Origin of the sequence: Bradyrhizobium sp. 930_D9_N1_4 (assembly GCF_052076015.1) — a bacterium.
Lineage (GTDB): Bacteria > Pseudomonadota > Alphaproteobacteria > Rhizobiales > Xanthobacteraceae > Bradyrhizobium.
The window spans coordinates 4,511,169-4,532,568 of record NZ_CP197236.1 but is presented as its reverse complement, the minus strand read 5'-3'; the positions used below and the strand labels follow the sequence as shown (position 1 = coordinate 4,532,568).

Annotated in this window: 21 protein-coding genes; 10 read left to right on the top strand and 11 right to left on the bottom strand. The window is 64.6% G+C overall.

Going from position 1 to position 21,400, the window contains the following annotated elements; translation table 11 throughout:
* Positions 1 to 54 precede the first annotated feature (54 nt).
* On the top strand, positions 55 to 1,035 hold the full coding sequence (locus AB7532_RS21435) for a hypothetical protein (RefSeq protein WP_441236715.1): 981 nt from the start codon (positions 55 to 57) through the stop codon (positions 1,033 to 1,035).
* Between the two features lie 42 nt (positions 1,036 to 1,077).
* A complete protein-coding gene (locus AB7532_RS21430; RefSeq protein WP_441236714.1) occupies positions 1,078 to 1,518 on the top strand; it encodes a DUF1489 family protein in 441 nt (146 codons plus the stop codon).
* 2 nt (positions 1,519 to 1,520) lie between these two features.
* Here the strand turns inward: AB7532_RS21430 and AB7532_RS21425 are convergent, their stop codons facing one another.
* Both AB7532_RS21425 and panC read right to left on the bottom strand, forming a co-directional pair.
* Entirely contained in the window at positions 1,521 to 2,270 is a 750-nt protein-coding gene (locus AB7532_RS21425; protein WP_441236713.1) for a hypothetical protein, read from the bottom strand.
* Between the two features lie 75 nt (positions 2,271 to 2,345).
* Positions 2,346 to 3,197, bottom strand: coding sequence for a pantoate--beta-alanine ligase (gene panC, locus AB7532_RS21420; protein ID WP_441236712.1), 852 nt, complete (start codon positions 3,195 to 3,197; stop codon positions 2,346 to 2,348).
* A gap of 285 nt (positions 3,198 to 3,482) precedes the next feature.
* Between panC and AB7532_RS21415 the strand changes: the two genes are divergently transcribed.
* The 4 genes from AB7532_RS21415 (at position 3,483) to AB7532_RS21400 (ending at position 7,259) form a co-directional block, all read left to right on the top strand.
* Positions 3,483 to 4,406, top strand: a complete 924-nt coding sequence (locus tag AB7532_RS21415) for a division plane positioning ATPase MipZ (protein ID WP_441236711.1) — start codon at positions 3,483 to 3,485, stop codon at positions 4,404 to 4,406.
* A 341-nt stretch (positions 4,407 to 4,747) separates the two neighbouring features.
* Complete coding sequence (locus AB7532_RS21410) at positions 4,748 to 5,608, top strand: alpha/beta fold hydrolase (protein WP_441236710.1); 861 nt, start codon at positions 4,748 to 4,750, stop codon at positions 5,606 to 5,608.
* Positions 5,609 to 5,731: 123 nt separating this feature from the next.
* A complete protein-coding gene (locus AB7532_RS21405) occupies positions 5,732 to 6,475 on the top strand; it encodes a VWA domain-containing protein (protein ID WP_441236709.1) in 744 nt (247 codons plus the stop codon).
* 58 nt (positions 6,476 to 6,533) lie between these two features.
* On the top strand, positions 6,534 to 7,259 hold the full coding sequence (locus tag AB7532_RS21400; RefSeq protein ID WP_441236708.1) for a DnaJ domain-containing protein: 726 nt from the start codon (positions 6,534 to 6,536) through the stop codon (positions 7,257 to 7,259).
* 223 nt (positions 7,260 to 7,482) lie between these two features.
* On the opposite strand, the gene AB7532_RS21395 is transcribed toward AB7532_RS21400, so the two are convergent.
* Positions 7,483 to 9,312, bottom strand: coding sequence for a serine hydrolase (locus AB7532_RS21395; protein ID WP_441236707.1), 1,830 nt, complete (start codon positions 9,310 to 9,312; stop codon positions 7,483 to 7,485).
* A gap of 388 nt (positions 9,313 to 9,700) precedes the next feature.
* Here AB7532_RS21395 and AB7532_RS21390 point away from each other — a divergent pair, with 388 nt between their 5' ends.
* Positions 9,701 to 10,039: a phasin family protein gene (locus AB7532_RS21390; protein WP_441236706.1), complete on the top strand. Its 339-nt coding sequence runs from the start codon at positions 9,701 to 9,703 to the stop codon at positions 10,037 to 10,039.
* A 76-nt stretch (positions 10,040 to 10,115) separates the two neighbouring features.
* On the opposite strand, the gene AB7532_RS21385 is transcribed toward AB7532_RS21390, so the two are convergent.
* Positions 10,116 to 10,265: a hypothetical protein gene (locus tag AB7532_RS21385; protein ID WP_441236705.1), complete on the bottom strand. Its 150-nt coding sequence runs from the start codon at positions 10,263 to 10,265 to the stop codon at positions 10,116 to 10,118.
* A 516-nt stretch (positions 10,266 to 10,781) separates the two neighbouring features.
* On the opposite strand from AB7532_RS21385, the gene clpS reads away from it, so the two are divergent.
* Together clpS and clpA are read left to right on the top strand one after the other, a co-directional pair.
* A complete protein-coding gene (clpS, locus tag AB7532_RS21380; RefSeq protein WP_015685564.1) occupies positions 10,782 to 11,114 on the top strand; it encodes an ATP-dependent Clp protease adapter ClpS in 333 nt (110 codons plus the stop codon).
* Between the two features lie 283 nt (positions 11,115 to 11,397).
* Positions 11,398 to 13,812: an ATP-dependent Clp protease ATP-binding subunit ClpA gene (clpA, locus tag AB7532_RS21375; protein ID WP_441236704.1), complete on the top strand. Its 2,415-nt coding sequence runs from the start codon at positions 11,398 to 11,400 to the stop codon at positions 13,810 to 13,812.
* 128 nt (positions 13,813 to 13,940) lie between these two features.
* On the opposite strand, the gene AB7532_RS21370 is transcribed toward clpA, so the two are convergent.
* The 5 genes from AB7532_RS21370 to AB7532_RS21350 form a co-directional block, all read right to left on the bottom strand.
* Entirely contained in the window at positions 13,941 to 14,405 is a 465-nt protein-coding gene (locus AB7532_RS21370; RefSeq protein WP_441236703.1) for a hypothetical protein, read from the bottom strand.
* A gap of 101 nt (positions 14,406 to 14,506) precedes the next feature.
* Positions 14,507 to 15,928, bottom strand: coding sequence for an MFS transporter (locus AB7532_RS21365; RefSeq protein ID WP_441236702.1), 1,422 nt, complete (start codon positions 15,926 to 15,928; stop codon positions 14,507 to 14,509).
* Positions 15,929 to 16,329: 401 nt separating this feature from the next.
* Positions 16,330 to 17,355, bottom strand: coding sequence for an aldo/keto reductase (locus AB7532_RS21360; RefSeq protein ID WP_441236701.1), 1,026 nt, complete (start codon positions 17,353 to 17,355; stop codon positions 16,330 to 16,332).
* 115 nt (positions 17,356 to 17,470) lie between these two features.
* Positions 17,471 to 17,701 carry a hypothetical protein gene (locus tag AB7532_RS21355; protein ID WP_441236700.1) on the bottom strand — a complete coding sequence of 77 codons (231 nt, stop codon included), beginning with the start codon at positions 17,699 to 17,701 and terminating at the stop codon, positions 17,471 to 17,473.
* 95 nt (positions 17,702 to 17,796) lie between these two features.
* Positions 17,797 to 18,753, bottom strand: a complete 957-nt coding sequence (locus AB7532_RS21350) for a helix-turn-helix domain-containing protein (RefSeq protein ID WP_441236699.1) — start codon at positions 18,751 to 18,753, stop codon at positions 17,797 to 17,799.
* A 197-nt stretch (positions 18,754 to 18,950) separates the two neighbouring features.
* Between AB7532_RS21350 and AB7532_RS21345 the strand changes: the two genes are divergently transcribed.
* The gene (locus AB7532_RS21345) at positions 18,951 to 19,967 is read left to right on the top strand and encodes a carbon-nitrogen hydrolase family protein (RefSeq protein ID WP_441236698.1); all 1,017 of its coding nucleotides are present in this window, start codon (positions 18,951 to 18,953) and stop codon (positions 19,965 to 19,967) included.
* A gap of 36 nt (positions 19,968 to 20,003) precedes the next feature.
* On the opposite strand, the gene AB7532_RS21340 is transcribed toward AB7532_RS21345, so the two are convergent.
* Positions 20,004 to 20,534: a hypothetical protein gene (locus AB7532_RS21340; protein WP_441236697.1), complete on the bottom strand. Its 531-nt coding sequence runs from the start codon at positions 20,532 to 20,534 to the stop codon at positions 20,004 to 20,006.
* Positions 20,531 to 21,175, bottom strand: coding sequence for an HAD family hydrolase (locus AB7532_RS21335; RefSeq protein ID WP_441236696.1), 645 nt, complete (start codon positions 21,173 to 21,175; stop codon positions 20,531 to 20,533). Before AB7532_RS21335 ends, AB7532_RS21340 begins: the two co-directional genes overlap by 4 nt.
* Positions 21,176 to 21,400 lie beyond the last annotated feature (225 nt).

Below are 21,400 nucleotides of genomic sequence, written 5' to 3'. Positions count from 1 at the left end.
CAGCGGTGCTCGCTTTGACCATTCGCTCTCAGCTCGCGTGAGGGGACATCGCGCATGAACTGGGCATGGGCCTCTTCGCTCGACCAAATCTGGCACTCGCCGGCTTTCCCGATGTGGATGACGCTGGCGGCTGCCGGCTTCTTCGGATTGATCCTGCTGATCACGCTGCTGCGCGCCGAGAGATCGGTCGCCAACGGCGCGCTGACGGTCATCACGCTGCTCGCCATTGCCATCGCGGTCGCGGCCACTGTGCGCGTCTATGGGCCGCTGGGGCACGAAACCACGACGGCTGACGCCCGTACGCAAGCCACGGTGACGGCGAGCCTGCCGGCGCTGGCTTGCCTCGACGACCTCGCCGGCGATGCCGTGGCCGTCGGCTGTGAGAAGGCGCTGTTCGGCGCGCCCGATGCGGCGGCTGCGGCCGTTGCCTACACAGCCGTCAGGATCGACCGGCTGACCGCGCTCGGCGATGCCGCGTCCGCCGAGAAGAGCCTGACGCTCGACATCAAGGTGCTGCGAAGGTCGCTGGAGCGTGATCGCTACGGCCTCGTTGCGCAGGTGCTGGTCGCGCGCGACGGCTGTACGCAGTTCGATTGTGCCGCGTTCCGCTCGCTGACCGATCAGCAGCAGGTCGCCGCCAACATGGATTCGCATCTCTACGACATGCTGGTCGCGCGCTATGCACCGGCCTGGAACGCGCCCGCGGCGGCGCCGGCTGCGTTGCCGCCGACAGCTGCGCTCGCGGGGCTGCCGCCGGCGATGCCGACGGGCAAGCCGACCAATGCGGATTTCCCGAGCGCGGCATCGACGCCGCCGGTCAGCATCATGAATCCGGAGCCGACAGCGACAACGCGACAGGCGCCCGCTGCGAACGCAGCGCCCGCGCCGCGCGCGCCTGCCACGACGTCGGCGCAGGCCGCAGCTCCAGCGGCGGCCGCAAAGAAGCAGCCGGCCGCCAAGCGCGCACCTGCCGCGGCACCGGTTCCGCTCGCACCGCCGCCGGCCTCCGCTCCCGCGGCTGCGGATAACGAATAGTTCGGCATTCCAAATGCGAGGCTGCCCGGCTAATGCTGGGGCATGCCGCTACATCTGATCAAGCTCGCCGTCGGCTGCGACTCCGTCAAGGAATTGAAGGGGTGGGTCGCCGAACGGATGCAGACCGCCAAAAAGAAGGGTCTGCCGCAACATCACATCCACATCACCCGCATGGTGCCCAAGCGCGACGCCGAGCTCCTCGCCGGCGGATCGCTCTATTGGGTGATCAAGGGCGAGGTCGCCGCGCGCGAAAAGATCATCGGCATCGAGCCGTTTCGCGACAAGGACGGTATCGGGCGCTGCCGGATCGTGATGCAGCCGAAGGTGATCTCGGTATCGCCGCGGCCGATGCGCCCGTTCCAGGGCTGGCGCTATCTCGCCGATGATTCCGTACCGTCCGATCTCGGCAGGTCCGCCGCCGGCTCGATCGCGGCGATGCCGGAGCCGATGCGGCGCGAGCTGCGCGATCTCGGATTGCTTTAGCCCTACGGCGAAGGCGTCACGATGTGCAGCCGCGCCCAGTCGGTCGGCGGTATGACGACCGGGCGGCCGCCTTCGCCGATGCCATCCACGATGGCGACGAGCTCCGGCGCGATGCCCATCTCGTTCAGATATTTCCGGTGTTGATCGCCGAAATACTCGGTGAGGCTCTCGCGCTGTTCGGCCGACACGTTGGGTGCGAGCCGGTTACGGATGGAGCGGCTGCCCAGCACGACCTTCGCGCCTTGCGGCAGGCTGCGATGCACGCCGCCTGCAAGGGTGAGCACGCAGGCGAAATCGCAAATCAGATCCGATACCGACAATCCGGCGTCCAGCGGTCCACCCGGGCGCTTCAAGGTGAAGCACTCCGCCTCCGGTTTCCCGGCACAGGCCGCGACCTGGGTGTCGCCGGCCGTGGCGTCGAGGCCCCGGTCGCGCAGGATGCGGCCGAGGCTGCTCGCGACCTTGAGATTGGACGCGCCCCAGCTGTGGATGACGACAGGCAGTTTGCGTCCGGCCTGCCGGTCGAGGATCGCGATCCGCCGCTTGTAGCTGTCCCACTGCACGGCGCCTTCAGCCGCAATCCAGTCCGAGCAGCCCGGCCCGCAGGCGTCGGCCGCGCCATGGGCGACGTAGAAGATCATCGCGTCGGGCGGCGAGCCGAAGGTGCCGATCGGCGGCCGCTGCTGTGCCTGTGCGGGGAGGGCGGCGAGTGCCAGCAAGCCGCTCACGATGATCATGCGGATGGACGGCATGCGCGGCCCTCGGTTCGGTTGCTCGCAGCCGATTATCCCTGGAGGTGAGCGCGCCTGCAAGTGCAACCCTGGAGGTCACACCGCGATATTGTCGATCAGCCGGGTGCTGCCGAGCTTGGCCGCGACCAGGATCCGCAAAGGGCCGTCCTTGCGCGAGGTGACCGGCGCGAGCGTCTCGGCGTGGCGGACTTCGAAATAGTCGAGCGCGAAGCCGGCCGCACTGATCGTCTCCGCGCCGCGCGCCATGGCGGGCCTGACTGCTTCGCCGGCGCGGATACGCCCGGCGCTGTCCTTCATGGCACGGTAGAGCACGGTCGCTGTCTGCCGCTCCTCGGGAGAGAGGTAGACGTTGCGCGAGGACATCGCGAGCCCGTCTCGCTCGCGCACCGTGCGGGAGCCGATCACCTTGACGCCGAGGTCGAGGTCGCGCGCCATCTGCGAGACCACCCGCAACTGCTGAAAGTCCTTCTCGCCGAAGATCGCGAAGTCCGGCCGGCACTGCGTGAACAGCTTGCCGACGACCGTGGCGACGCCGCCGAAGAAATGCGGGCGGAAGCGGTCCTCGAGGCCGGCGAGCGCCGGACCCTCCGGCACGATGCGGGTCGCGAAGTTCTCCGGATACATCGCCTCCACACCGGGGTGCCAGACGATGTCGACATTCTCGGCCGCGAGCTTGGCAATGTCGGACTTCCAGGTCCGCGGATAGGCGCCGAAATCCTCGGTCGGGGCGAACTGGGTCGGGTTGACGAAGATCGACACCACGACGCGGTCGGCACGGCGCCTGGCGAGGCGCACCAGCGACACATGCCCGTCATGGAGCGCCCCCATGGTCGGCACCAGCGCGACCGTGGCCTTTCGCTTGCGAAGATTGTCGACGGCGCGTCGCAGGGCGGGGACCGTGCGGGCGATCAAGGGGTTTGGTGACATCAGCACTCGACAGTGTTGGGAATGGAAGGCGGGCGCGTCCCGGCGCCCGGCCGGCTAACCTTAACAAGCGGCGGCCATGGACGCCATGCATCCGGATGCGGCACAGCTTCCCGCGCGACGCTGCGCACGACGTCGCGACAGTGTGGACTGGATCACAGACGCATTTCGATGCCGCGATTCATGATGAAGAACGGCGCAGTGCGAATTGCATTTACTGTCACGCATTTCACTTGACCGCAGACGCGGCCAACTCGAAGATATTCGTCAGGGGTGTTGAGGATCGCTATGCTTGTGCAGGCTAGCCAAGGCCAATCCGGCTCGGCGCATGTTGTCGTGCTCGGCAACGAGAAAGGCGGCTCCGGCAAGTCGACCACCGCCCTGCACATCGCCGTTGCGCTGCTGAAGGCCGGCCAGCGCGTCGCCACCATCGACCTCGACTGCCGCCAACAGAGCTTTACCCATTACATCACCAACCGTGCCGCCTGGGCGCGCCGCACCGGCCTTGGCCTGGAACTGCCGCAGCATCGGTGCATCAAGCTCGGCGAGACCATGCAGGTCGCCGAGAACGAGAACTCCGAGTTCCTTCAATTCATGGAGGCGGTCTCGGCGGTCGAAAGCAGCTTCGACTTCATCGTCATCGATACGCCCGGCACCGACAGCTATCTGATGCGGCTCGCGCACTCGATGGCGGATACGCTCGTGACGCCGATCAACGACAGCTTCCTCGATTTCGACGTGCTCGGCACCGTCGATCCCGCCAATTATGCGGTCACGGGCGAGAGCCATTACGCCGAGATGGTGCGGGACGTCAGGCGCAAGCGCCGCCAGCTCGACGGCTCCTCGACCGACTGGATCGTGGTGCGCAACCGCCTGTCGATGCTCGGCTCGCGCAACAAGCAGCTGGTCGCCGAGGGCCTGAAGGATTTGTCGCTGCGGCTCGGCTTCCGCTACATCGACGGTTTCGCCGAGCGCGTCGTCTACCGCGAGTTTTTCCCGCGCGGCCTGACCGCGCTCGACGAGATCGACGAAGCCACGCTCGGCATGCGGCCCAATCTCGGCCACCTGACCGCGCGGGAAGAGGTGACGAGCCTGCTCCGCCAGCTCAAGCTGCCGCTCGACGAGCGCGGCCGCCGCCGTGCGGCAAATCGCGCCGAATGGTTCAGCCAGGTCGACAAGCCGCTCGAGGTCCACGACATCCTCGGCGCCTGAGACGGTATATCGCTACTTCCAGTCGGTCCAAGCCGCCGGTTCCCTGCGGAACCGAGCGTGAGCTCGGCCGTTTTCATTCAACGTTTACTGCAGAATTGAACCCAATCGAGACCGGTTGCGTCGGATGGTGGCCCGCACCCTGACGTAGCCAGTCGAGGACGGGATGCCCAAGAAACGTGTGCGGCGCACAATGAAAGGGCTGCCGGTTCACAATATTTGGTCTTTCTGTCACGGCCCTGTGACATATATTAGGGAATAGGCGACCAGGGGCCGAAGAGCCCCGGAAGAACACGATTTTCAACAGGGATTCAGGCCACGAGAGCCTGAGGCTGAGGACGAAAATGAAGCGTGGAATTGCCGTTCTGGTTTGTGTCAGTGCCCTCTGCGGCGTCGCCTATTTCACGGCGAGCAAGTGGGCGATCAAGCATGAGACCGTCACCTTCTACGATCCTTCGCGCGACAACCGTCCTGTGCCTGTCGACATTGCGGTACGCCGCGACAAGGAAATGCAGGCCAATGCCGGCATGATCACGCTGCCGGTCGCCGTGATCAATCACGGCAACACCGTCAAGAACACCGAGTACGGCTTCCTCGCCAACATCTTCGCGGCGCGCGGCTACATGGTCGTGAGCCCGCAGCATGATCTGCCGACCGATCCTCCGATGGTGACCAAGCCCGGCGAGCTCTATGTCGGCCGGCTGCCGCAGATCCTGCGCGGCGTTGCCAACATCCATCTTGCCATGCAGGAGTTGAAGAAGGTTCAGCCCAACGCCGATTACGACCAGGTGACGATGGTCGGCCACTCCATGGGCGGCGACATCACGATGTATTTCGCCAAGCAGTATCCGGACGAGGTCAAGAAGGTCGTCACGCTCGACAATCTGCGCGTGCCCTTCGTCACCGCCGGCAAGTTCAAGATCCTGTCGTTCCGTTCGAGCGATCCGCAGTTTAAGGTCGACGCGGGCGTGATCCCGACCGACGAGGAATGCGAGAAGGCCGGCATTCAGGTCGTGAAGACCGAATTCCAGCACAACGACATGCGCGACACCGGTCCGGATGCGGCCAAGAACTCGATCCAGGGCATGCTCGACAAGTTCCTGAGCGATACCGACAGCGCGGTCGCGCCGGTCGATACCCGCACAGCACCGCCCAAGATTCTCGAGCCTGGTCCGGTAGCTCTGATGGCGCCCGCCAAGAGCTAATACAGATCTGATCTTCAAGCATGATCTCAAAGCCTCCGTCGGCATCCGCCCGCGGAGGCTTTGCACATTGACCGGGCAGCATGCGCTATCCACATTAGCCGCTCACGCAGGAAGCGAGCAGGGATGCCCGGCGAACCCGTCAAGCCGCGTGGCCGTGATGCCGTCTCGACAGAGGCCGGCGGCGCGCTGCCCAAAGCCAGCACCTCGGAGGACATCGCTGCGTTTGTCGCCAAGGCGCGCGCGCTGTCGCCGCATGCGCCCGGCGCGAAGGGGCGGCTGGTGTTCGCTCTGGACGCGACGATGAGTCGGCAGCCGACCTGGGACATGGCCTGCGCGCTTCAGGCGGACATGTTCCGCGAGGCCTCGGCCATCGGCAGCCTCGACATCCGGCTGGTCTATTATCGCGGCCTCAGCGAGTGCCGCGCCTCAGGCTGGATCTCGGACAGCGCCAGGCTCGCGACGCTGATGAGCAGGATCGATTGCCGCGGCGGTGACACCCAGATCGGCAAGGTCTTGAGCGACGTGCGCCGCGAGGCGGTCGCATCCGGCGTGCGAGCGGTGGTCTTCGTCGGCGATGCCATGGAGGAGAAGGTCGACGAACTGTGCGCCAAGGCGGGCGAGCTCGGCATGCTCAAGGTGCCTGTCTTCCTGTTTCAGGAAGGCGACGACGCCGTGGCCGAGCAGGCGTTTCGCGAGATCGCGCGGCTGACCGGCGGGGCCTGGTGCCGGTTCGATCCGGGTGCTGCGGCGCAGCTCCGCGAGTTGCTGCGGGCCGCCGCGGCCTACGCCGCCGGCGGCCGCGAGGCGCTGCTGAAATTGGCGCAGAGCGCAAGCGGGGCGGCGAAGCTGATCGGCCAGATGAAGTAGCAGGTCGCGTCGGAGCGAACGCCATGCATTTTGCCGTGAGGGCGACTATATTCCGGCCATGACCCTGATCGCCGGCGCCGTCGCAATCATCACGCTTTATCTGCTGCTCCAGATGTTCCGTTCCGCCAATCCGGCGGTGCTGGCGCGCACCGTCAAGTTCGGGGGAGGCGTGTTGGCGCTGGCGGTCGCAGCGTTCACGGGCCTGCGGGGCGAGCTGGTGGTCGCGATTCCGCTCGGAATATTCGGCGCCGGACTCTTGGGCTGGACGCCATTGGCGAACGCCGGCTTCGGCAACATCGGAGGGCTGTTCGGCGGCGGCGCGACGCGGCCGTCCGGGCAGGCCTCGCGCGTGCGATCGCCATTCCTGGACATGCGGCTCGACCACGATTCCGGCCAGCTCGCGGGCCAGATTATCGCCGGGCCGTACGCCGGGCGCGATCTCGACGAGTTCGATCTCGCCGGCCTGCTGGCAATGGCTCCGGCGTTCGACGCCGAGAGCGTGGCCCTACTTGAAAGCTATCTGGACCGCCGGTTTCCCGCCTGGCGTCAGAACGCGCAGGGCGACGCGGCAGGGCGGCAGCGCCGCACGGCGGCGAGCGGAAAAATGACGGCGGAGGAAGCCTATCAGATCCTTGGCCTGCAGCCGGGCGCGGGACGGGACGACATCAGCCGGGCTCACAAGTCCCTGATGAAGAAACTCCATCCCGACCAGGGGGGCTCGACGTATCTCGCTGCCCGTGTGAACGAGGCCAAGGATACTCTGCTTCGCACGCATAACGGCTAACTCCAGCACTACGCTACAAACGCCAGTACCGCGTGAGCTCCGCTTGCTCTGTTTGCTGTCGCCCCGATGCCCGCCATTGTCGGCGTGGTCGATCCCTTGAGTAAAAATTTAACCGTAAATTGTTGACGAGAGGTTGTCGCGGAACTGACTTTGCGCGAACGGCGTCCCCAAAACAAAAATGCCCGCGCAAGGCGCGGGCATTTGTTTGCAACGGTCCGATCGATCAGTTGCGGACGGTGATGCAGGAGATGTCGGCACGCTTCAGGGCGCGGCAGACCGCTTCGGCCTGGTCGCGCTCGAGCCCGGCGAAGCGGGCGCGGTAGAGCTTGCGGTTGTCCTTGGCGACGACGGGCTCGGTGAACGGGTCGGCCTTGCTGAGCAGGCCGCGGGCCGAGCTGCGCGCGGCGTCGATGCGCTGCTGGGCCTCGTTCTCGCTCTCGAGCGCGCCGACCTGGACGATCCAGCCACTGTGGGTGACGACCGGCTTGGTGGTGGCGCTCATCTGGATCGGGTGCTGCGCCGGATCGGCGGAAGCGAGCTTCGTGGGGGCCGGAGCGGGGGCCGCGGCAGTCGCGGCCGGCAGCACGCCGAGAATGCCGTTGCCGGTGCCGAAGCCCGCCGGCTGACGGGGCATCTCGGCGCGGGCGATCTCGGCCCGCGGAGCTTCCGGCTGGCTCGCGATCTCGGGCTTGTTGATGAGATCGGCGCGGGCGACGACGGCGGTGGAGGTCTCTGCGACGTCGGAACGCGATGCGATCGTGCTCGTGACTTGCGGGGCGACCTGGACCGGGGCGGCGGAGGCGACCTTCACGGCGCCGGCCTTGACCTGGACGGTTTTGACCCGGACCGGCTTCATCGGCTCGGACGAGCCGGGGATGATGGAGAGCGGCTGGCTCGAGATCACGCCATTGGTGAGCGGCGCCGGCTCGATCTTGGATTCGGTCGGCCGAACCTCGGGTTTGGGCGGAGCCGGCGGCACCGCGGCGGTCGCAGCCGCAAGCGTCGACAGCCGCGCGGCGAGGCGCGACGGGGCGGCTTCGGGAGCGGCAGCAGCCTGAACCGGAGCGGCGCGGGCGGGGGTGTCCGACGCGTCAGCGACGTCAGTGTTGGCGTCGGCGCCATTGCGCTCGGCGACTGCGAGGACGGTGCGGGTGGTCGCGCCCCTGTCGAGGTTCTCCGCGAGCAGGTTGCGCATGATGGCGTCGCGCGAGCCGCCGCTGCGGCCGCCCAGCACCACGCCGATCAAATGGCGGTTGCCGCGGCGCATCGAGGTCACGAGATTGAAGCCGGAGGCGCGGGTGTAGCCGGTCTTGATGCCGTCCACGCCCTCGACACTGCCGAGCAGGTGATTGTGGTTGCGGATCGACTGTCCGCGCCAGTTGAACGTGGAGGTCGCGAAATAGCGATAGTAGCGCGGGAAGCGCTCCTGGATGGCGCGGCCGAGCGTGGCCTGGTCGCGCGCGGTCGTGACCTGCTCGTCGTTGGGAAGGCCGTTGGCGTTGCGATAGACCGTCTTGGACATGCCGAGCGAGCGCGCCTTGCGCGTCATCATCTGGGCGAAGTCGTCTTCGTCGCCGGCGATCGCTTCCGCGATCACGACGGCCGCGTCGTTGGCGGAGCGGGTGACGAGACCCTTGATCGCGTCCTCGACGCGAATGGTCTGGCCGGCACGCAGGTTCAGCTTGGTCGGATCCTGATCGGCGGCGTGCTTGGACACCGGCATTTCGGTGTCGAGCTTCATCTTGCCGGACTCGAGCTTCTCGAACAGCAGATAGAGCGTCATGATCTTGGTCAGCGAGGCGGGATGGCGGATCCCGTCGGGACTGTTCGACTGAAGCACCGAGCCGGAATTGCCGTCGACGATGATCGACGCGAATTTCGGGCTGGAACTCTCGGACACGTCGCGCTGCACCCGGTGGTGCGCGTAGTGACGCGAGCGGTGACGCCGTGCCTCGGCAGCATCGGTGGTGAAGATGACTGCCGTGGTGATCGTAAGCAGCCCGAAAACGCCAACCCGCGCCAAGCGCGAGGAAGACAAGTTTTTACGAAGCATGAAACCCCGTCCCCGTTTCTGACTTGATCACCGGCTCGTGAGGCGAAATTGTGCCCACTGGACCCGGGATCATTACCTGCTCAGGCTGTCCCTCCGCTGGTGTTCGCCGCGGGGGACGTTGGGCCTGAGCCGCTATTCTGGCTAAGGTGGTGTTCTCAAAAGGCTTTTGGCCGATTGCGGAAGCTGAACACGTCCAAGGAATCAAGGTAGGGGTCCGCGGTTTCCAAAAGCTTAAGGAACCCTTGCGGGAAACCCCGGGAATCTCCGCGATTTACATCTATTTTTGTGCGTCGCACAATATTCTTGACTTTTTTGTGCGTTGCACTAATTTTGGGCGGAGTCAGGGAGCCGGGGCTTCCGGACGAGAGTCAGGGAAAAGGATTCCAAAATGTTCAAGGCTGAAGACTTTCAGAATTACGGGAAAGAGCATTTCGAGCAGTACGTTGCCTCCGCGACCTCGGTGCAGCACGGCCTCCAGGCGATCGCCAGCGCGTATGGCGACTACACCAAGAAGTCGTTCGAAGACACCAAGTCCTTCGTCGAGAAGCTCTCCGGCGTGAAGTCGCTGGACAAGGCCGTGGAAGCGCAGACCGATTTCGCCCGTTCCGCCTACGAGACCTTCGTTGCGGAATCGCAGAAGATCGCCGGCCTCTACAGCGACCTCGCCAAGCAGGCGTTCAAGCCGGTCGAGACCATCGTGTCGAAGTTCACCCCGGCCGCGAACTAATTTTTCCGGAAGTTCTGGAATCGAAAGGCCCGGCTGGTTCAGCCGGGCTTTTTGTTTGCCGCGCTGGACATCCGTTTCAGCGCGCCACGCGCAGTTTCAACAGTGACGTTCCGATATCCTTGAACACCGACACGGTCTGGTCCGTCTTCGTCACCAGACAGAACTTGTCGGTGCTGCTCGCGCAATATTGCAGCACGCTCGAGATCGGGTCGCTGCCGGTGTTCACCTGCGCCGCATCGATCGTGATGTTCGCTTCCTTGGCGTTATCGCACGGCTTCTTCCGCCGCGCGTCGATCTGCGCGCGATTGAACGACGGATAAAGTGCCCCGTAGAAAACCGGAGGGACCCGCGCGAAACCGCCGCGGCGGCCTGAGGCGGGTTCCTGATCAAGATGCTCTAAACTGTCGAGGCGGAAATTTTTGTCAAATCGGTCTGGATTGATTAACCTTGGCCAGGATCTCCCGGACCGGGAATCGGGGACTGCCTCGGCCGTGCCGGCCAGACCGTTGTATGCTTGCGGCGAGCCGGGGGCAGGCCCATATTGCCCACAATCGATCCGGGCTTGACCGGACCGGTTGGAAGCGGCGATCCAGCAAGGCGGCGCGCCCGTGCGAAGCTCCGAAGGACGGGGCCGTTCGGCCGACCGTCATTCGCTTCTGTGGGGAATTTGAACGCCTGAGCCATGCCGCACCTGACTTCCAGACTAGACCTCTCCGCGCCAGCCGCTGTCCACGCTCCTCGCATGAGCAATGACGAGAACCGTTCGGGCGGACCGACGGGGCCGAATACGTCCGTCATCACCAAGGTCAAGCCGAAGACCAAGCGGCCGAACCTGTATCGCGTGCTGATCCTGAACGACGACTACACGCCGATGGAATTCGTCGTCCATGTGCTGGAGAAGTTCTTCCAGAAGGACGTCGAGGCTGCGACCAAGATCATGCTGCACGTCCATCATCACGGCATCGGCGAGTGCGGCGTGTTCACTTACGAGATCGCCGAGACCAAAGTGACGCAGGTGATGGATTTCGCCCGCAAGCATCAGCATCCGCTACAATGCGTGATGGAAAAGAAGTAGTCGCGCGTTCGCGTTCTTTAGAGTGGTTCTTTTCGTGCGGTGTGTGACGGCAGCACATCCTGCTGCATGATCCGACGAACATCGCGCTGGCGCCAATCCTGCCCAAATGGGTAGTTCTGCCCAAATCGGAACGGGTTTTGCATCAAAGATACCGCAGGCATGTCGCAGCCTGAGTCGCGGAACCGGTCTTTCACCGCGATTTTGTATAACTATATGTGACAAAGGTTGTTGTTGCCTGACCGGGCGATGGCGATCATGATGGTGGGGGCCATAGAGGACGCGAATGCCGACTTTTTCCCAAAGCCTTGAACAATCCCTGCATCGTGCACTGGCGATCGCCAACGAGCGTCATCACCAATACGCGACGCTCGAGCATCTCTTGCTCTCTTTGATCGACGATTCCGATGCAGCCGCCGTCATGCGTGCCTGTAGCGTCGATCTCGACAAGCTCCGCACGAGCCTCGTCAATTACCTTGAAACCGAATTCGAGAATCTGGTGACGGACGGCGCCGACGACGCCAAGCCGACCGCCGGCTTCCAGCGCGTGATCCAGCGCGCGGTGATTCACGTTCAGTCGTCCGGTCGCGAAGAGGTGACCGGCGCCAACGTGCTGATTGCGATCTTTGCCGAACGCGAGAGCCACGCTGCGTACTTCCTGCAAGAGCAGGACATGACGCGCTATGACGCCGTCAATTACATCAGCCATGGCATCGCCAAGCGGCCGGGCGTCTCCGAGGCGCGCCCCGTTCGCGGTGTCGACGAGGAGGCCGAGGCCAAGGGTACCGAGGACGCCAAGAAGAAGGGCGAAGCGCTCGAGACCTATTGCGTCAACCTCAACAAGAAGGCGCGCGACGGCAAGATCGATCCGGTGATCGGACGCAATTCCGAGATCAACCGCGCGATCCAGGTGCTGTGCCGCCGGCAGAAGAACAATCCGCTGTTCGTGGGCGAGGCCGGCGTCGGCAAGACCGCGATCGCGGAGGGCCTTGCCAAGCGCATCGTCGACAGCGAGGTGCCGGAGGTTCTGGCGGCCGCGACCGTGTTCTCGCTGGACATGGGTACGCTGCTCGCCGGCACGCGTTATCGCGGCGACTTCGAAGAGCGCCTCAAGCAGGTGCTGAAGGAGCTCGAGGCGCATCCCAACGCCATCCTGTTCATCGACGAGATCCACACTGTGATCGGTGCGGGAGCGACGTCGGGCGGCGCGATGGATGCGTCGAACCTGCTCAAGCCGGCGCTTGCCTCGGGCACCATCCGCTGCATGGGGTCGACCACCTACAAGGAATACCGCCAGCACTTCGAGAAGGACCGCGCGCTGGTGCGGCGCTTCCAGAAGATCGACATCAACGAGCCGACGGTCGAGGACGCCATCGCGATCCTCAAGGGCCTCAAGCCGTACTTCGAGGACTACCACCGGCTGAAGTACACCAATGAGGCGATCGAGGCCGCGGTGCAGCTCTCCTCGCGCTACATCCACGACCGCAAGCTGCCCGACAAGGCGATCGACGTGATCGACGAGTCCGGCGCGGCGCAGATGCTGGTGGCCGAGAACAAGCGCAAGAAGACCATCGGCATCAAGGAGATCGAGACCACGATCGCCTCGATGGCGCGGATCCCGCCGAAGAGCGTGTCGAAGAACGACGCCGAGGTGCTCAAGCATCTCGAGCAGACCCTGAAGCGCACCGTGTTCGGTCAGGACAAGGCGATCGAGTCGCTCGCCGCTTCGATCAAGCTGGCGCGTGCCGGCTTGCGCGAGCCGGAGAAGCCGATCGGCAGCTATCTGTTCTCGGGTCCGACCGGCGTCGGCAAGACCGAAGTCGCAAAGCAGCTCGCGGCGTCGCTGGGCGTCGAGCTGCTGCGCTTCGACATGTCCGAATACATGGAGCGGCACACCGTGTCGCGCCTGATCGGCGCGCCTCCCGGCTATGTCGGCTTCGACCAGGGCGGCCTGCTGACCGACGGTGTCGACCAGCATCCGCATTGCGTGGTGCTGCTCGACGAAATCGAGAAGGCACATCCCGATCTCTACAACGTGCTGCTCCAGATCATGGACCACGGCCGGCTCACCGACCACAACGGCAAGCAGGTCAACTTCCGCAACGTGATCCTGATCATGACCACGAATGCGGGCGCGTCCGATCTAGCCAAGCAGGCGTTCGGCTTCACGCGCTCGAAGCGGGAAGGCGACGACCACGAGGCGATCAACCGGCAGTTCGCGCCGGAATTCCGCAACCGCCTCGATGCCATCGTTTCGTTCGGCCATCTCAGCGTCGAGGTGATCGGCACGGTGGTCGAGAAGTTCGTGCTTCAGCTCGAGGCGCAGCTTGGCGACCGCGACGTCACCATCGAGCTGTCCGAGCCCGCCAAGACCTGGCTGGTCCAGCATGGTTACGACGAGCAGATGGGCGCACGGCCCATGGCCCGCGTGATCCAGGAGCACATCAAGAAGCCGCTGGCCGACGAAGTACTGTTCGGCAAGCTCAAGGGTGGCGGCCACGTCCGCGTCGTCCTGGTCAAGGACGAGGCCGACGAGACCAAGGACAAGATCGGCTTCGAGTTCCTCGATGGCCCGGTCACGCCGAAGCAGGAGAAGCTGCCCGGTGCCCGCAAGCGTCCGCCGGGCAAGTCCAAGCCGGGCGGTGGTGGCTCCGGCGGCTCGAAGGGGCCGACGTCCAAGGGGCCGCTGGTCAAGGCTTGAACGCAAGCGACATGAATCGAAAAGGCCGGCTGAGAAGCCGGCCTTTTTGTTTGCGGCAGAGCCGTTAGCCGTAAACGTGTGACCAAATTTGGTCAGATGCGTTTCGCGAAAGACCAAAAGGCGCGTATTTACTTTTGCTCTGTTGGGGCGGGCGGGGCCGCCGAAGCAGTAGGGGCAGGCGGGGTTTTCGGTTTCGCCTTGGGCCTCTTCGCGGGCTCGGCGACCACCTTTTGCGGCTCTCCGGTGTCGTCACCACAGCGGCGTTGCTCTGCGAGCGAAGCCAAATACTGCTGACGTGCCTGAAGTGCTTGAATTTCGGTATCAGCCGTTCCTTGAAAGTCCATGCCGAACCAAAGTACGGGAATGACCAATCCCGCGACACCGGCAGCGACGTTTTGGGCGACCTTTAAGCCCTTGTCGGAGGCGAGTTGCTGAACCTTGGCGTTGTTGGACTGGACCTCAATGGAAATGGCTGCACAGTCCATGTATCGGTCCTGAGGCTGCACCACTGAAACGGGAGCCGGCGCGCGGCCCGCGCATCCACTCACAGCAGCAGCCACGGCGCAAAGCGCCACAACCTTAAAATAATTCATAAAATATCTCCCAGCCCTGGTTGCAATGAAGCGCAACTAAAGCGCGAGAGCAATACTCCTTGCGTGGCATCGTAAAATTACGGATTCGCCCGAGCGAGAGGTCACTCGCCGCGCAGGCGCTGGTCGTCCTGCACGCGGACATGCTCCGCGCCGCGCGCGCCGGCGGGCGATAGCCGCAGCATGCTCAGCGCTGCGCCGCACAGCGCAAATCCCACCCCCACGAGAAGGGCTAGCCGGGTCCCTTCGACCGGGTAGCGGCCGAGCAGCAGCGCCACCAGCGCGGCGCCGGTCGTCTGTCCGAGCAGGCGCGCTGTGCCCAGCATGCCGCTGGCGCCGCCGGCGCGCTCACGTGGGGCGGCCGCGATCATGGTGCGGTTGTTCGGCGTCTGGAACAGGCCGAAGCCGGCACCGGCCAGCGCCATCCGCCAGATCACGTCGAACGGCGTCGGGCTTGCCGGCAGGAAGGCGAGCGCGCCGAGGCCGCAGGCGAACAGCGTGAGGCCGATGCCGCCGAGCAGGCCCGCCGGATAATGCTCGACCAGGCGGCCGGCGAGGGGGGCTGCGAACGCCACCGCGATCGGCCATGGCGTGATCAGCAGGCCCATATGAACGGCGGAATAGCCGAAGCGGCTCTGGAGGTAGAAAGGGATCGCAACAAAGGCCAGCATCTGCGCGCAGAATGAGGCGATCGATGTCGCGATCGACAGCGCGAACACCGGGATGCGCAACAAGTCGACCGGCAGCAGCGGCGAGGTCATGTGGGTTTCGCGGTAGATCAGCAGCGCGCCCGCGACGATGGCGATGGCGAACTGAACGAGGCAGGTGAGTGCAGCCTCGCCATGACCGACGCTGTCGACGGCCGCGATGCCGACCCCGAAGGTGATCGCAGACAGCCCCGCACTCTGCCAGTCAAAGGAACGGCTGGCGGGCCTGGTGTGCGGCAGGCTGCGCAGACCCAGTACAAGCGTCACCACGCCGAGCGGGACGTTGATCGCGAACAGCCAGGGCCAGCTGCCGAACGCGAGGATGCCGGCGGCGAGTGTCGGGCCGACCGCGGCGGAGAAGGCGACGACGAGGGCGTTGATCCCGATGCCGCGGCCAAGCTGGCTGCGCGGGTAGGTGAAGCGCACCAGCGCCGCGTTGACGCTCATGATGCCGGCCGCGCCAAAACCCTGGATGATGCGCGCGATCGTCAGCAGCGGCAGCGTATCCGCCAGCGCGCAGAAGGCGGACGCGAGCGTGAACAGCACCAGCCCGACCAGATAGACGCGGCGATAGCCGACGATCTCGCCGAGCGAAGCCAGCGGCAGCAGCGAGATCGTGATGGCGAGCTGATAGCCGTTGACGATCCAGATCGAGAAGGCCGGGCTTGCGTCGAGGTCGGCCGCGATCGTCGGCAGCGCCACATTGGCGATGGCACTGTCGACCACCGCCATGATGATGCCGAGAGCAATGGTCAGCACCGCCTGGTTGCGCTGGGGCTGCGGCAGGCCGTCGGCATGCTCGATCGGGGCGGACGACATGATGGAGGCGCGGTTGATTCGGGCCGTGTTGCATCTCCGGATTAGGAAATTGCCTGATGGATCGCAACCCGGGAGGGCACGGGCAGGTTCCTGGCCGGAAGCGGGGCTTCGGGCGCCGGGCAATCGCATATGAGCTAGGCGCAAGGGGCATCTCCCCTGCGGCCATCCTTCGAGACGCCCGCCGTTGGCGGGCCCTCAGGATGAGGACCGAGTGTGCGGCCCTGGTTTTGACGAGCCCGATGCTGCTTAGCCTCATCCTGAGGAGACCGCGAAGCGGTCGTCTCGAAGGACGAGGCGCGCGCTCAGGTCGCGCAAAATGCCATATGCGCTTGTCCTACGGTGCGGGGGCATCGGCAGGCGGCTTTCGCAGCCTGCCGACGATGTCGCCCGTCCGAAGCTCGCTAAACGGCCGGCGGATTGCGGTCGGTGAAGGTCGTGCGCTGGTGCCAGTACGGGTAGGGCAGCGTCACCTTGCTCGCCGCGTCGAGCTTGGCGATCTGGTCCTTGGTCAGCGTCCAGCCGACCGCGCCGAGATTTTCGCGCAGTTGCGCCTCGTTGCGCGCGCCGATGATCAGCGTCGAGACCGTTGGGCGCTGGAGCAGCCAGTTCAGCGCGATCTGCGAGACGCTCTTGCCGGTTTCCTTCGCGACCTCGTCGATGGCATCGACGACACGATAGACGTGCTCGTCGGGCACGGGCGGGCCGAACTCGGCGGTCTTGGGCAGGCGGCTCACGTCAGGCTTCGGCTGGCCGCGACGGATTTTTCCGGTGAGGCGTCCCCAGCCGAGCGGCGACCAGACCACGGCGCCCAACCCCTGGTCGACGCCGAGCGGCATCAGCTCCCATTCGTAGTCGCGCCCGATCAATGAATAATAGGTCTGGTTGGCGACGTAGCGCGGGAAGCCATGCTTGTCGGCGACGGAGAGCGACTTCATCAGGTGCCAACCCGAAAAATTCGAGACGCCGACATAGCGGATCTTGCCGGCGCGCACGAGCACGTCGAGGGTCGAGAGCACCTCCTCGGGCGGTGTAAAGGCGTCGAAGCCGTGGAGCTGGAACAGGTCGATGTAATCGGTGCCGAGCCGGCTCAGCGAGGCATCGATAGCCTTGAGCAGATGCTGCCGCGACGAGCCGATGTCGTTGGGCCCGTCGCCGAAGCGGAACGTGGCCTTGGTCGAGATCAGCACCTTGTCGCGGCGGCCCTTGATGGCTTCGCCGAGAACGCGCTCGGATTCGCCGAGCGAATAGACGTTGGCAGTGTCGAACATCGAGACGCCGGCCTCGAGGCAGATATCCAGAAGCCGCCGCGCCTCGGTCGCGTCTGTCGTGCCCCATGCGGCAAGGCGGCCAACGCCGCCGAAGGTGCCGGTCCCAAGACTCAAAGCGGGCACCATGAGGCCTGACTGGCCCAAGCGTCGGTATTCCATCGATATGCTCCTCGGCTGGCCGCCGGTTGATCGGTGCGGCCTTGGAGCCGAATTTAGCGCAAGCAGGCGCGTCGTCCTATCGCGCGCTCACATACCGGCCTTGCTCGGGAATGGCCTAGTCGTGCAGACGCATGTCATTGAAGGCGGCATCGGCAACGTGCGGGCCGACTGAGTTCGTCGGAGATCGAGCCTCCGTCCGGGTTGCGGACGAACAGACCGGTGCGCTGTCACGCGCCTGCTGCGGCAGGAGCGTCAGGCTCCAGCCCACCACGACCAGCACCGCGAGGCGGATCGCGATCACACCCAGCAGCAGCTCCGATCCGCTTATCGTGGTGTGAGTCCTCATGCGAGCCAGCCTGATGCAGGCTGCGAGTCCTAACAATCTGGAATTGGCGAGCGCTACCTTCGTCCACGGCGAAGGCTTGACGTGATAGCTGATTGTCAGTGCCGCAACTGGCTCTGCCGGAAGTCGCGCGGCGACATCCCGAAATGTTCGCGGAAGACGCGGCCGAAATGCGAGAGATCGTTGAACCCCCAGGCGAACGCGATCTCGCTGACATGACGATGGGCCAGCACGGGCGAGGCGAGGTCACGCCGGCATTGGGCGAGACGCTCGGCCAGCACATGGCGCTGGAAAGAGATGTCCTCGTCGGCGAGGAGATCGTTCACATAACGCGGCGAGATGCCGAGCGCGGCCGCTGTCTCCGACAGCGAGAGGTCGGGATCGGCCAGGTGCGCTCGGATGTGGGCTTTCAACCGGTAGAGCAGGGCGGAGCGATGGGTTGACGATGGCAGCGATGCCTTGCTGAGCCGTTCGCTCAGCGCCATCGCGAGCAGATCGACGGCCTGTTCCGACAACGCGGCGGCATTGTCCGGCGCAAGCCGGTCGGCGCTCTGGCAAAGCCTGACCATGAAATCGCAGGCTAGCCGTTCGAGCGGCATCTCGGCGCCGAATGACATTGCGGTGAGCGTCTCGGTGGCGCCGAGCCGGCGCTGGAGCATCTCCCGCGGCACCTTGAAGATGGTCTGCGTGAAGGCGTCGTTGAACTTCAGCTCATAGGGCCGCGTCGTGTCGTAAAGCGCGAACTCGCCGGGATGGATCACGGTCTCGCGGCCGTCCTGCACCACGCCTCCGTCGCCGCGATTGCCGAGCGCGACCAGGACAAAATCCTGATCCGAACGCGCGATGCGGGATGGCGTCCGGAACACGTGCTGGCGGTCGGAGCAGACCTCGGAGCATACCGCCTTGCCAAGCGAGGCCTGCGTCACCGAGCCGCGAAAGGCGCTGCCGAGATCCGACTTGCAGTCGAGCCCGACGAAGACGTCGCAGACGATGTCTTGCCATAGCGCCAGCCGCCGATAGCCGGGGCTGCCGTCTGTCGTGAACTGGATGGTCATCTGGACAGCCTCCCTTTCACATCCCGCAAAATCGCATATTGGCGCGGATCCAGCCTGACCGGAGGCAAATTCCGTACCCGTGCGGCGCTCCCTCCGGTCGAGTTTTCGTTCCGCCGCGGTCGAGCGCCCGGCCGCCCGGCTTGGCCAAATAGACTGCATCGGACGTGGCTTCCGATCAACCGGCAAGGGAGGCGGGAATGGGCATCGAACATCCGAAATACAAGGTTGCGGTGGTGCAGGCGGCGCCGGCCTGGCTCGACCTCGATGCCTCGATCGACAAGTCGATCGCGCTGATCAGGGAGGCCGCCGAGAAGGGCGCCAGGCTGATCGCGTTTCCGGAAGCTTTCATCCCCGGTTACCCCTGGCACATCTGGATGGACTCGCCGGCCTGGGCGATCGGCCGCGGTTTTGTGCAGCGCTATTTCGACAATTCGCTGTCCTACGACAGTCCGCAGGCCGAGCGGCTGCGCGATGCGGTGCGGAAAGCGAAGCTCACCGCCGTGTTCGGCCTGTCCGAGCGCGACGGCGGCAGTCTTTATCTGGCGCAATGGCTGATCGGCCCTGACGGCGAGACCATCGCAAAGCGCCGCAAGCTGCGGCCGACCCATGCCGAGCGCACGGTCTATGGCGAAGGCGACGGCAGCGATCTCGCCGTACATGCGAGGGCCGACATCGGCCGCATCGGCGCGCTGTGCTGCTGGGAGCATCTGCAGCCGCTGTCGAAATACGCCATGTATGCCCAGGACGAGCAGGTGCATGTCGCGGCCTGGCCGAGCTTCTCGCTCTACGATCCCTTTGCGCCGGCGCTCGGCGCCGAGGTCAACAACGCCGCCTCGCGCGTCTATGCGGTGGAGGGCTCCTGCTTCGTGCTCGCGCCGTGCGCGACGGTCTCGCAAGCCATGATCGATGAGCTGTGCGACCGTCCCGACAAGCACGCGCTGCTGCACGCCGGCGGCGGCTTTGCCGCGATCTACGGTCCCGACGGCAGCCAGATCGGCGACAAGCTGGCGCCGGACCAGGAGGGGCTATTGATCGCGGAAATCGATCTCGGCGCCATCGGCGTCGCCAAGAACGCGGCCGATCCCGCCGGGCATTATTCGCGGCCCGACGTGACGCGGCTCCTGCTCAACAAGAAGCGATATCAGCGCGTCGAGCAGTTCGCGCTGCCGGTCGACAGCGTCGAGCCCACGGACATCGGCGCAGCGGCGAGCTGATCATTCAATTGGGATGTTCGTAGACCGATATGCGGCTTACTCATCCCACCAAGGCTTGCTCAACAGTGCGTTGGTTTTGGCAGTGGAAGCGAAACCGCCTGGGACGGCCTCCACGTAGCCAAGCTTTTCCATGGCTTTGAACGACGCGATCTCCTCTGCGCAAATGGAAAAACTTGGCACTTCATCGACGAAGAACAGCGTCGACCGATCAAGGTGCATTCGGGAAAATTCTGATCTTAGTTCAACGTAGAGCCACACCAGACTGTCCAATGTGGGACCATTTGCTGCGTTCTTAATGGCGATGGCGCGGACATCGTCAGGCCGGCAATCGAATTTAAGAAAGGGGCCGAACTCTTTGTTGTCTTTATCCAGAGACCGAACGATCTCAAGATCCCACAAGAAACCTGCACCTCGTTCCAATAGCGACATATGCCCCGTGTCGATGTAAGGCGGCGGCAGGTTCGACTCGTTTACGGTTGGAAGGTCGTCCGATGTTTCGAATAGGCGCATTGTCAACGTCAGAGCATGAACCAGCTTGGCGTAAGCGTCCAATTCAAGATCGGTCACGAGATGGTTAGGCAATGGCCGAGCAGCTCCGGATGCGCTGCGCAGATGTGATGCGCGCCGGCATCCCGTAACTCGGCCTCGCTGCCATAGCCGTAGAGCACGCCGATCGCGGTCATGCCGTTGGTGCGAGCGCCGAGCACGTCGTGGCTGCGGTCGCCGATCATGACAGCGTTGCCCGGATCGACCTTGGCTTCGTCGAGCGCGTAACGCAGCAGGTCGCGCTTGTCGACGCGGGTGCCATCGAGTTCGGAGCCGAACACGCGCTCGAAATACGGCTTCAGGCCGAAATGATTGACGATGCGGCTCGCATAGACAACCGGCTTGCTGGTTGCCACGAACATGCGCGGTGTCGTCGCGGCAAGCGTCGCCAAAGTGTCCACGATGCCCGAATAGGCTTCGTTTTCGAACAGGCCGATATCGCTGAAGCGCTCGCGGTAGAGCAGCAGCGCCCGGTCGGCGAGTTCCGAGCTGCCGGTGAGCTTTTCCAGGCTCGCATGCAGCGGCGGGCCGATGCACCAGGTCAGCTCGTCTTCGCTGGGCACCGCGACGTTCAGCCGCTCCAGCGCGTACTGGATCGAGCGGGTGATCCCGGGCTTCGGGTCGGTCAGCGTGCCGTCGAGATCAAAATAGATTGTCGTCATGCTGGCCGTGTCCGTGTCGATGCTATCGTCTATTGCTTGACCTAAACGAGGCCGCTCGCCAAGGCAACACCGCCTCGTCGATGTCGCGTACCGTTTTAAAGGCTCGCTATTCGCAGGGGGGAGGCGTAGAGTCACGCAATCACCGCCCTTCCTATGGCATCCATCGGTGACTGAGGGTCACTAGCGCTCCCGCCGAACGAGGAGGAGGGCGCATGCCTCGATTTG

What these genes read in the sequence shown, in the direction of transcription:
- AB7532_RS21435 (WP_441236715.1), top strand. Translation starts at nt 55, where the DNA reads ATGAACTGGGCATGGGCCTCTTCGCTCGACCAAATCTGGCACTCGCCG.
- AB7532_RS21430 (WP_441236714.1), top strand. Translation starts at nt 1,078, where the DNA reads ATGCCGCTACATCTGATCAAGCTCGCCGTCGGCTGCGACTCCGTCAAG.
- AB7532_RS21425 (WP_441236713.1), bottom strand. Translation starts at nt 2,270, where the DNA reads ATGCCGTCCATCCGCATGATCATCGTGAGCGGCTTGCTGGCACTCGCC.
- panC (WP_441236712.1), bottom strand. Translation starts at nt 3,197, where the DNA reads ATGTCACCAAACCCCTTGATCGCCCGCACGGTCCCCGCCCTGCGACGC.
- AB7532_RS21415 (WP_441236711.1), top strand. Translation starts at nt 3,483, where the DNA reads ATGCTTGTGCAGGCTAGCCAAGGCCAATCCGGCTCGGCGCATGTTGTC.
- AB7532_RS21410 (WP_441236710.1), top strand. Translation starts at nt 4,748, where the DNA reads ATGAAGCGTGGAATTGCCGTTCTGGTTTGTGTCAGTGCCCTCTGCGGC.
- AB7532_RS21405 (WP_441236709.1), top strand. Translation starts at nt 5,732, where the DNA reads ATGCCCGGCGAACCCGTCAAGCCGCGTGGCCGTGATGCCGTCTCGACA.
- AB7532_RS21400 (WP_441236708.1), top strand. Translation starts at nt 6,534, where the DNA reads ATGACCCTGATCGCCGGCGCCGTCGCAATCATCACGCTTTATCTGCTG.
- AB7532_RS21395 (WP_441236707.1), bottom strand. Translation starts at nt 9,312, where the DNA reads ATGCTTCGTAAAAACTTGTCTTCCTCGCGCTTGGCGCGGGTTGGCGTT.
- AB7532_RS21390 (WP_441236706.1), top strand. Translation starts at nt 9,701, where the DNA reads ATGTTCAAGGCTGAAGACTTTCAGAATTACGGGAAAGAGCATTTCGAG.
- clpS (WP_015685564.1), top strand. Translation starts at nt 10,782, where the DNA reads ATGAGCAATGACGAGAACCGTTCGGGCGGACCGACGGGGCCGAATACG.
- clpA (WP_441236704.1), top strand. Translation starts at nt 11,398, where the DNA reads ATGCCGACTTTTTCCCAAAGCCTTGAACAATCCCTGCATCGTGCACTG.
- AB7532_RS21370 (WP_441236703.1), bottom strand. Translation starts at nt 14,405, where the DNA reads ATGAATTATTTTAAGGTTGTGGCGCTTTGCGCCGTGGCTGCTGCTGTG.
- AB7532_RS21365 (WP_441236702.1), bottom strand. Translation starts at nt 15,928, where the DNA reads ATGTCGTCCGCCCCGATCGAGCATGCCGACGGCCTGCCGCAGCCCCAG.
- AB7532_RS21360 (WP_441236701.1), bottom strand. Translation starts at nt 17,355, where the DNA reads ATGGAATACCGACGCTTGGGCCAGTCAGGCCTCATGGTGCCCGCTTTG.
- AB7532_RS21355 (WP_441236700.1), bottom strand. Translation starts at nt 17,701, where the DNA reads ATGAGGACTCACACCACGATAAGCGGATCGGAGCTGCTGCTGGGTGTG.
- AB7532_RS21350 (WP_441236699.1), bottom strand. Translation starts at nt 18,753, where the DNA reads ATGACCATCCAGTTCACGACAGACGGCAGCCCCGGCTATCGGCGGCTG.
- AB7532_RS21345 (WP_441236698.1), top strand. Translation starts at nt 18,951, where the DNA reads ATGGGCATCGAACATCCGAAATACAAGGTTGCGGTGGTGCAGGCGGCG.
- AB7532_RS21335 (WP_441236696.1), bottom strand. Translation starts at nt 21,175, where the DNA reads ATGACGACAATCTATTTTGATCTCGACGGCACGCTGACCGACCCGAAG.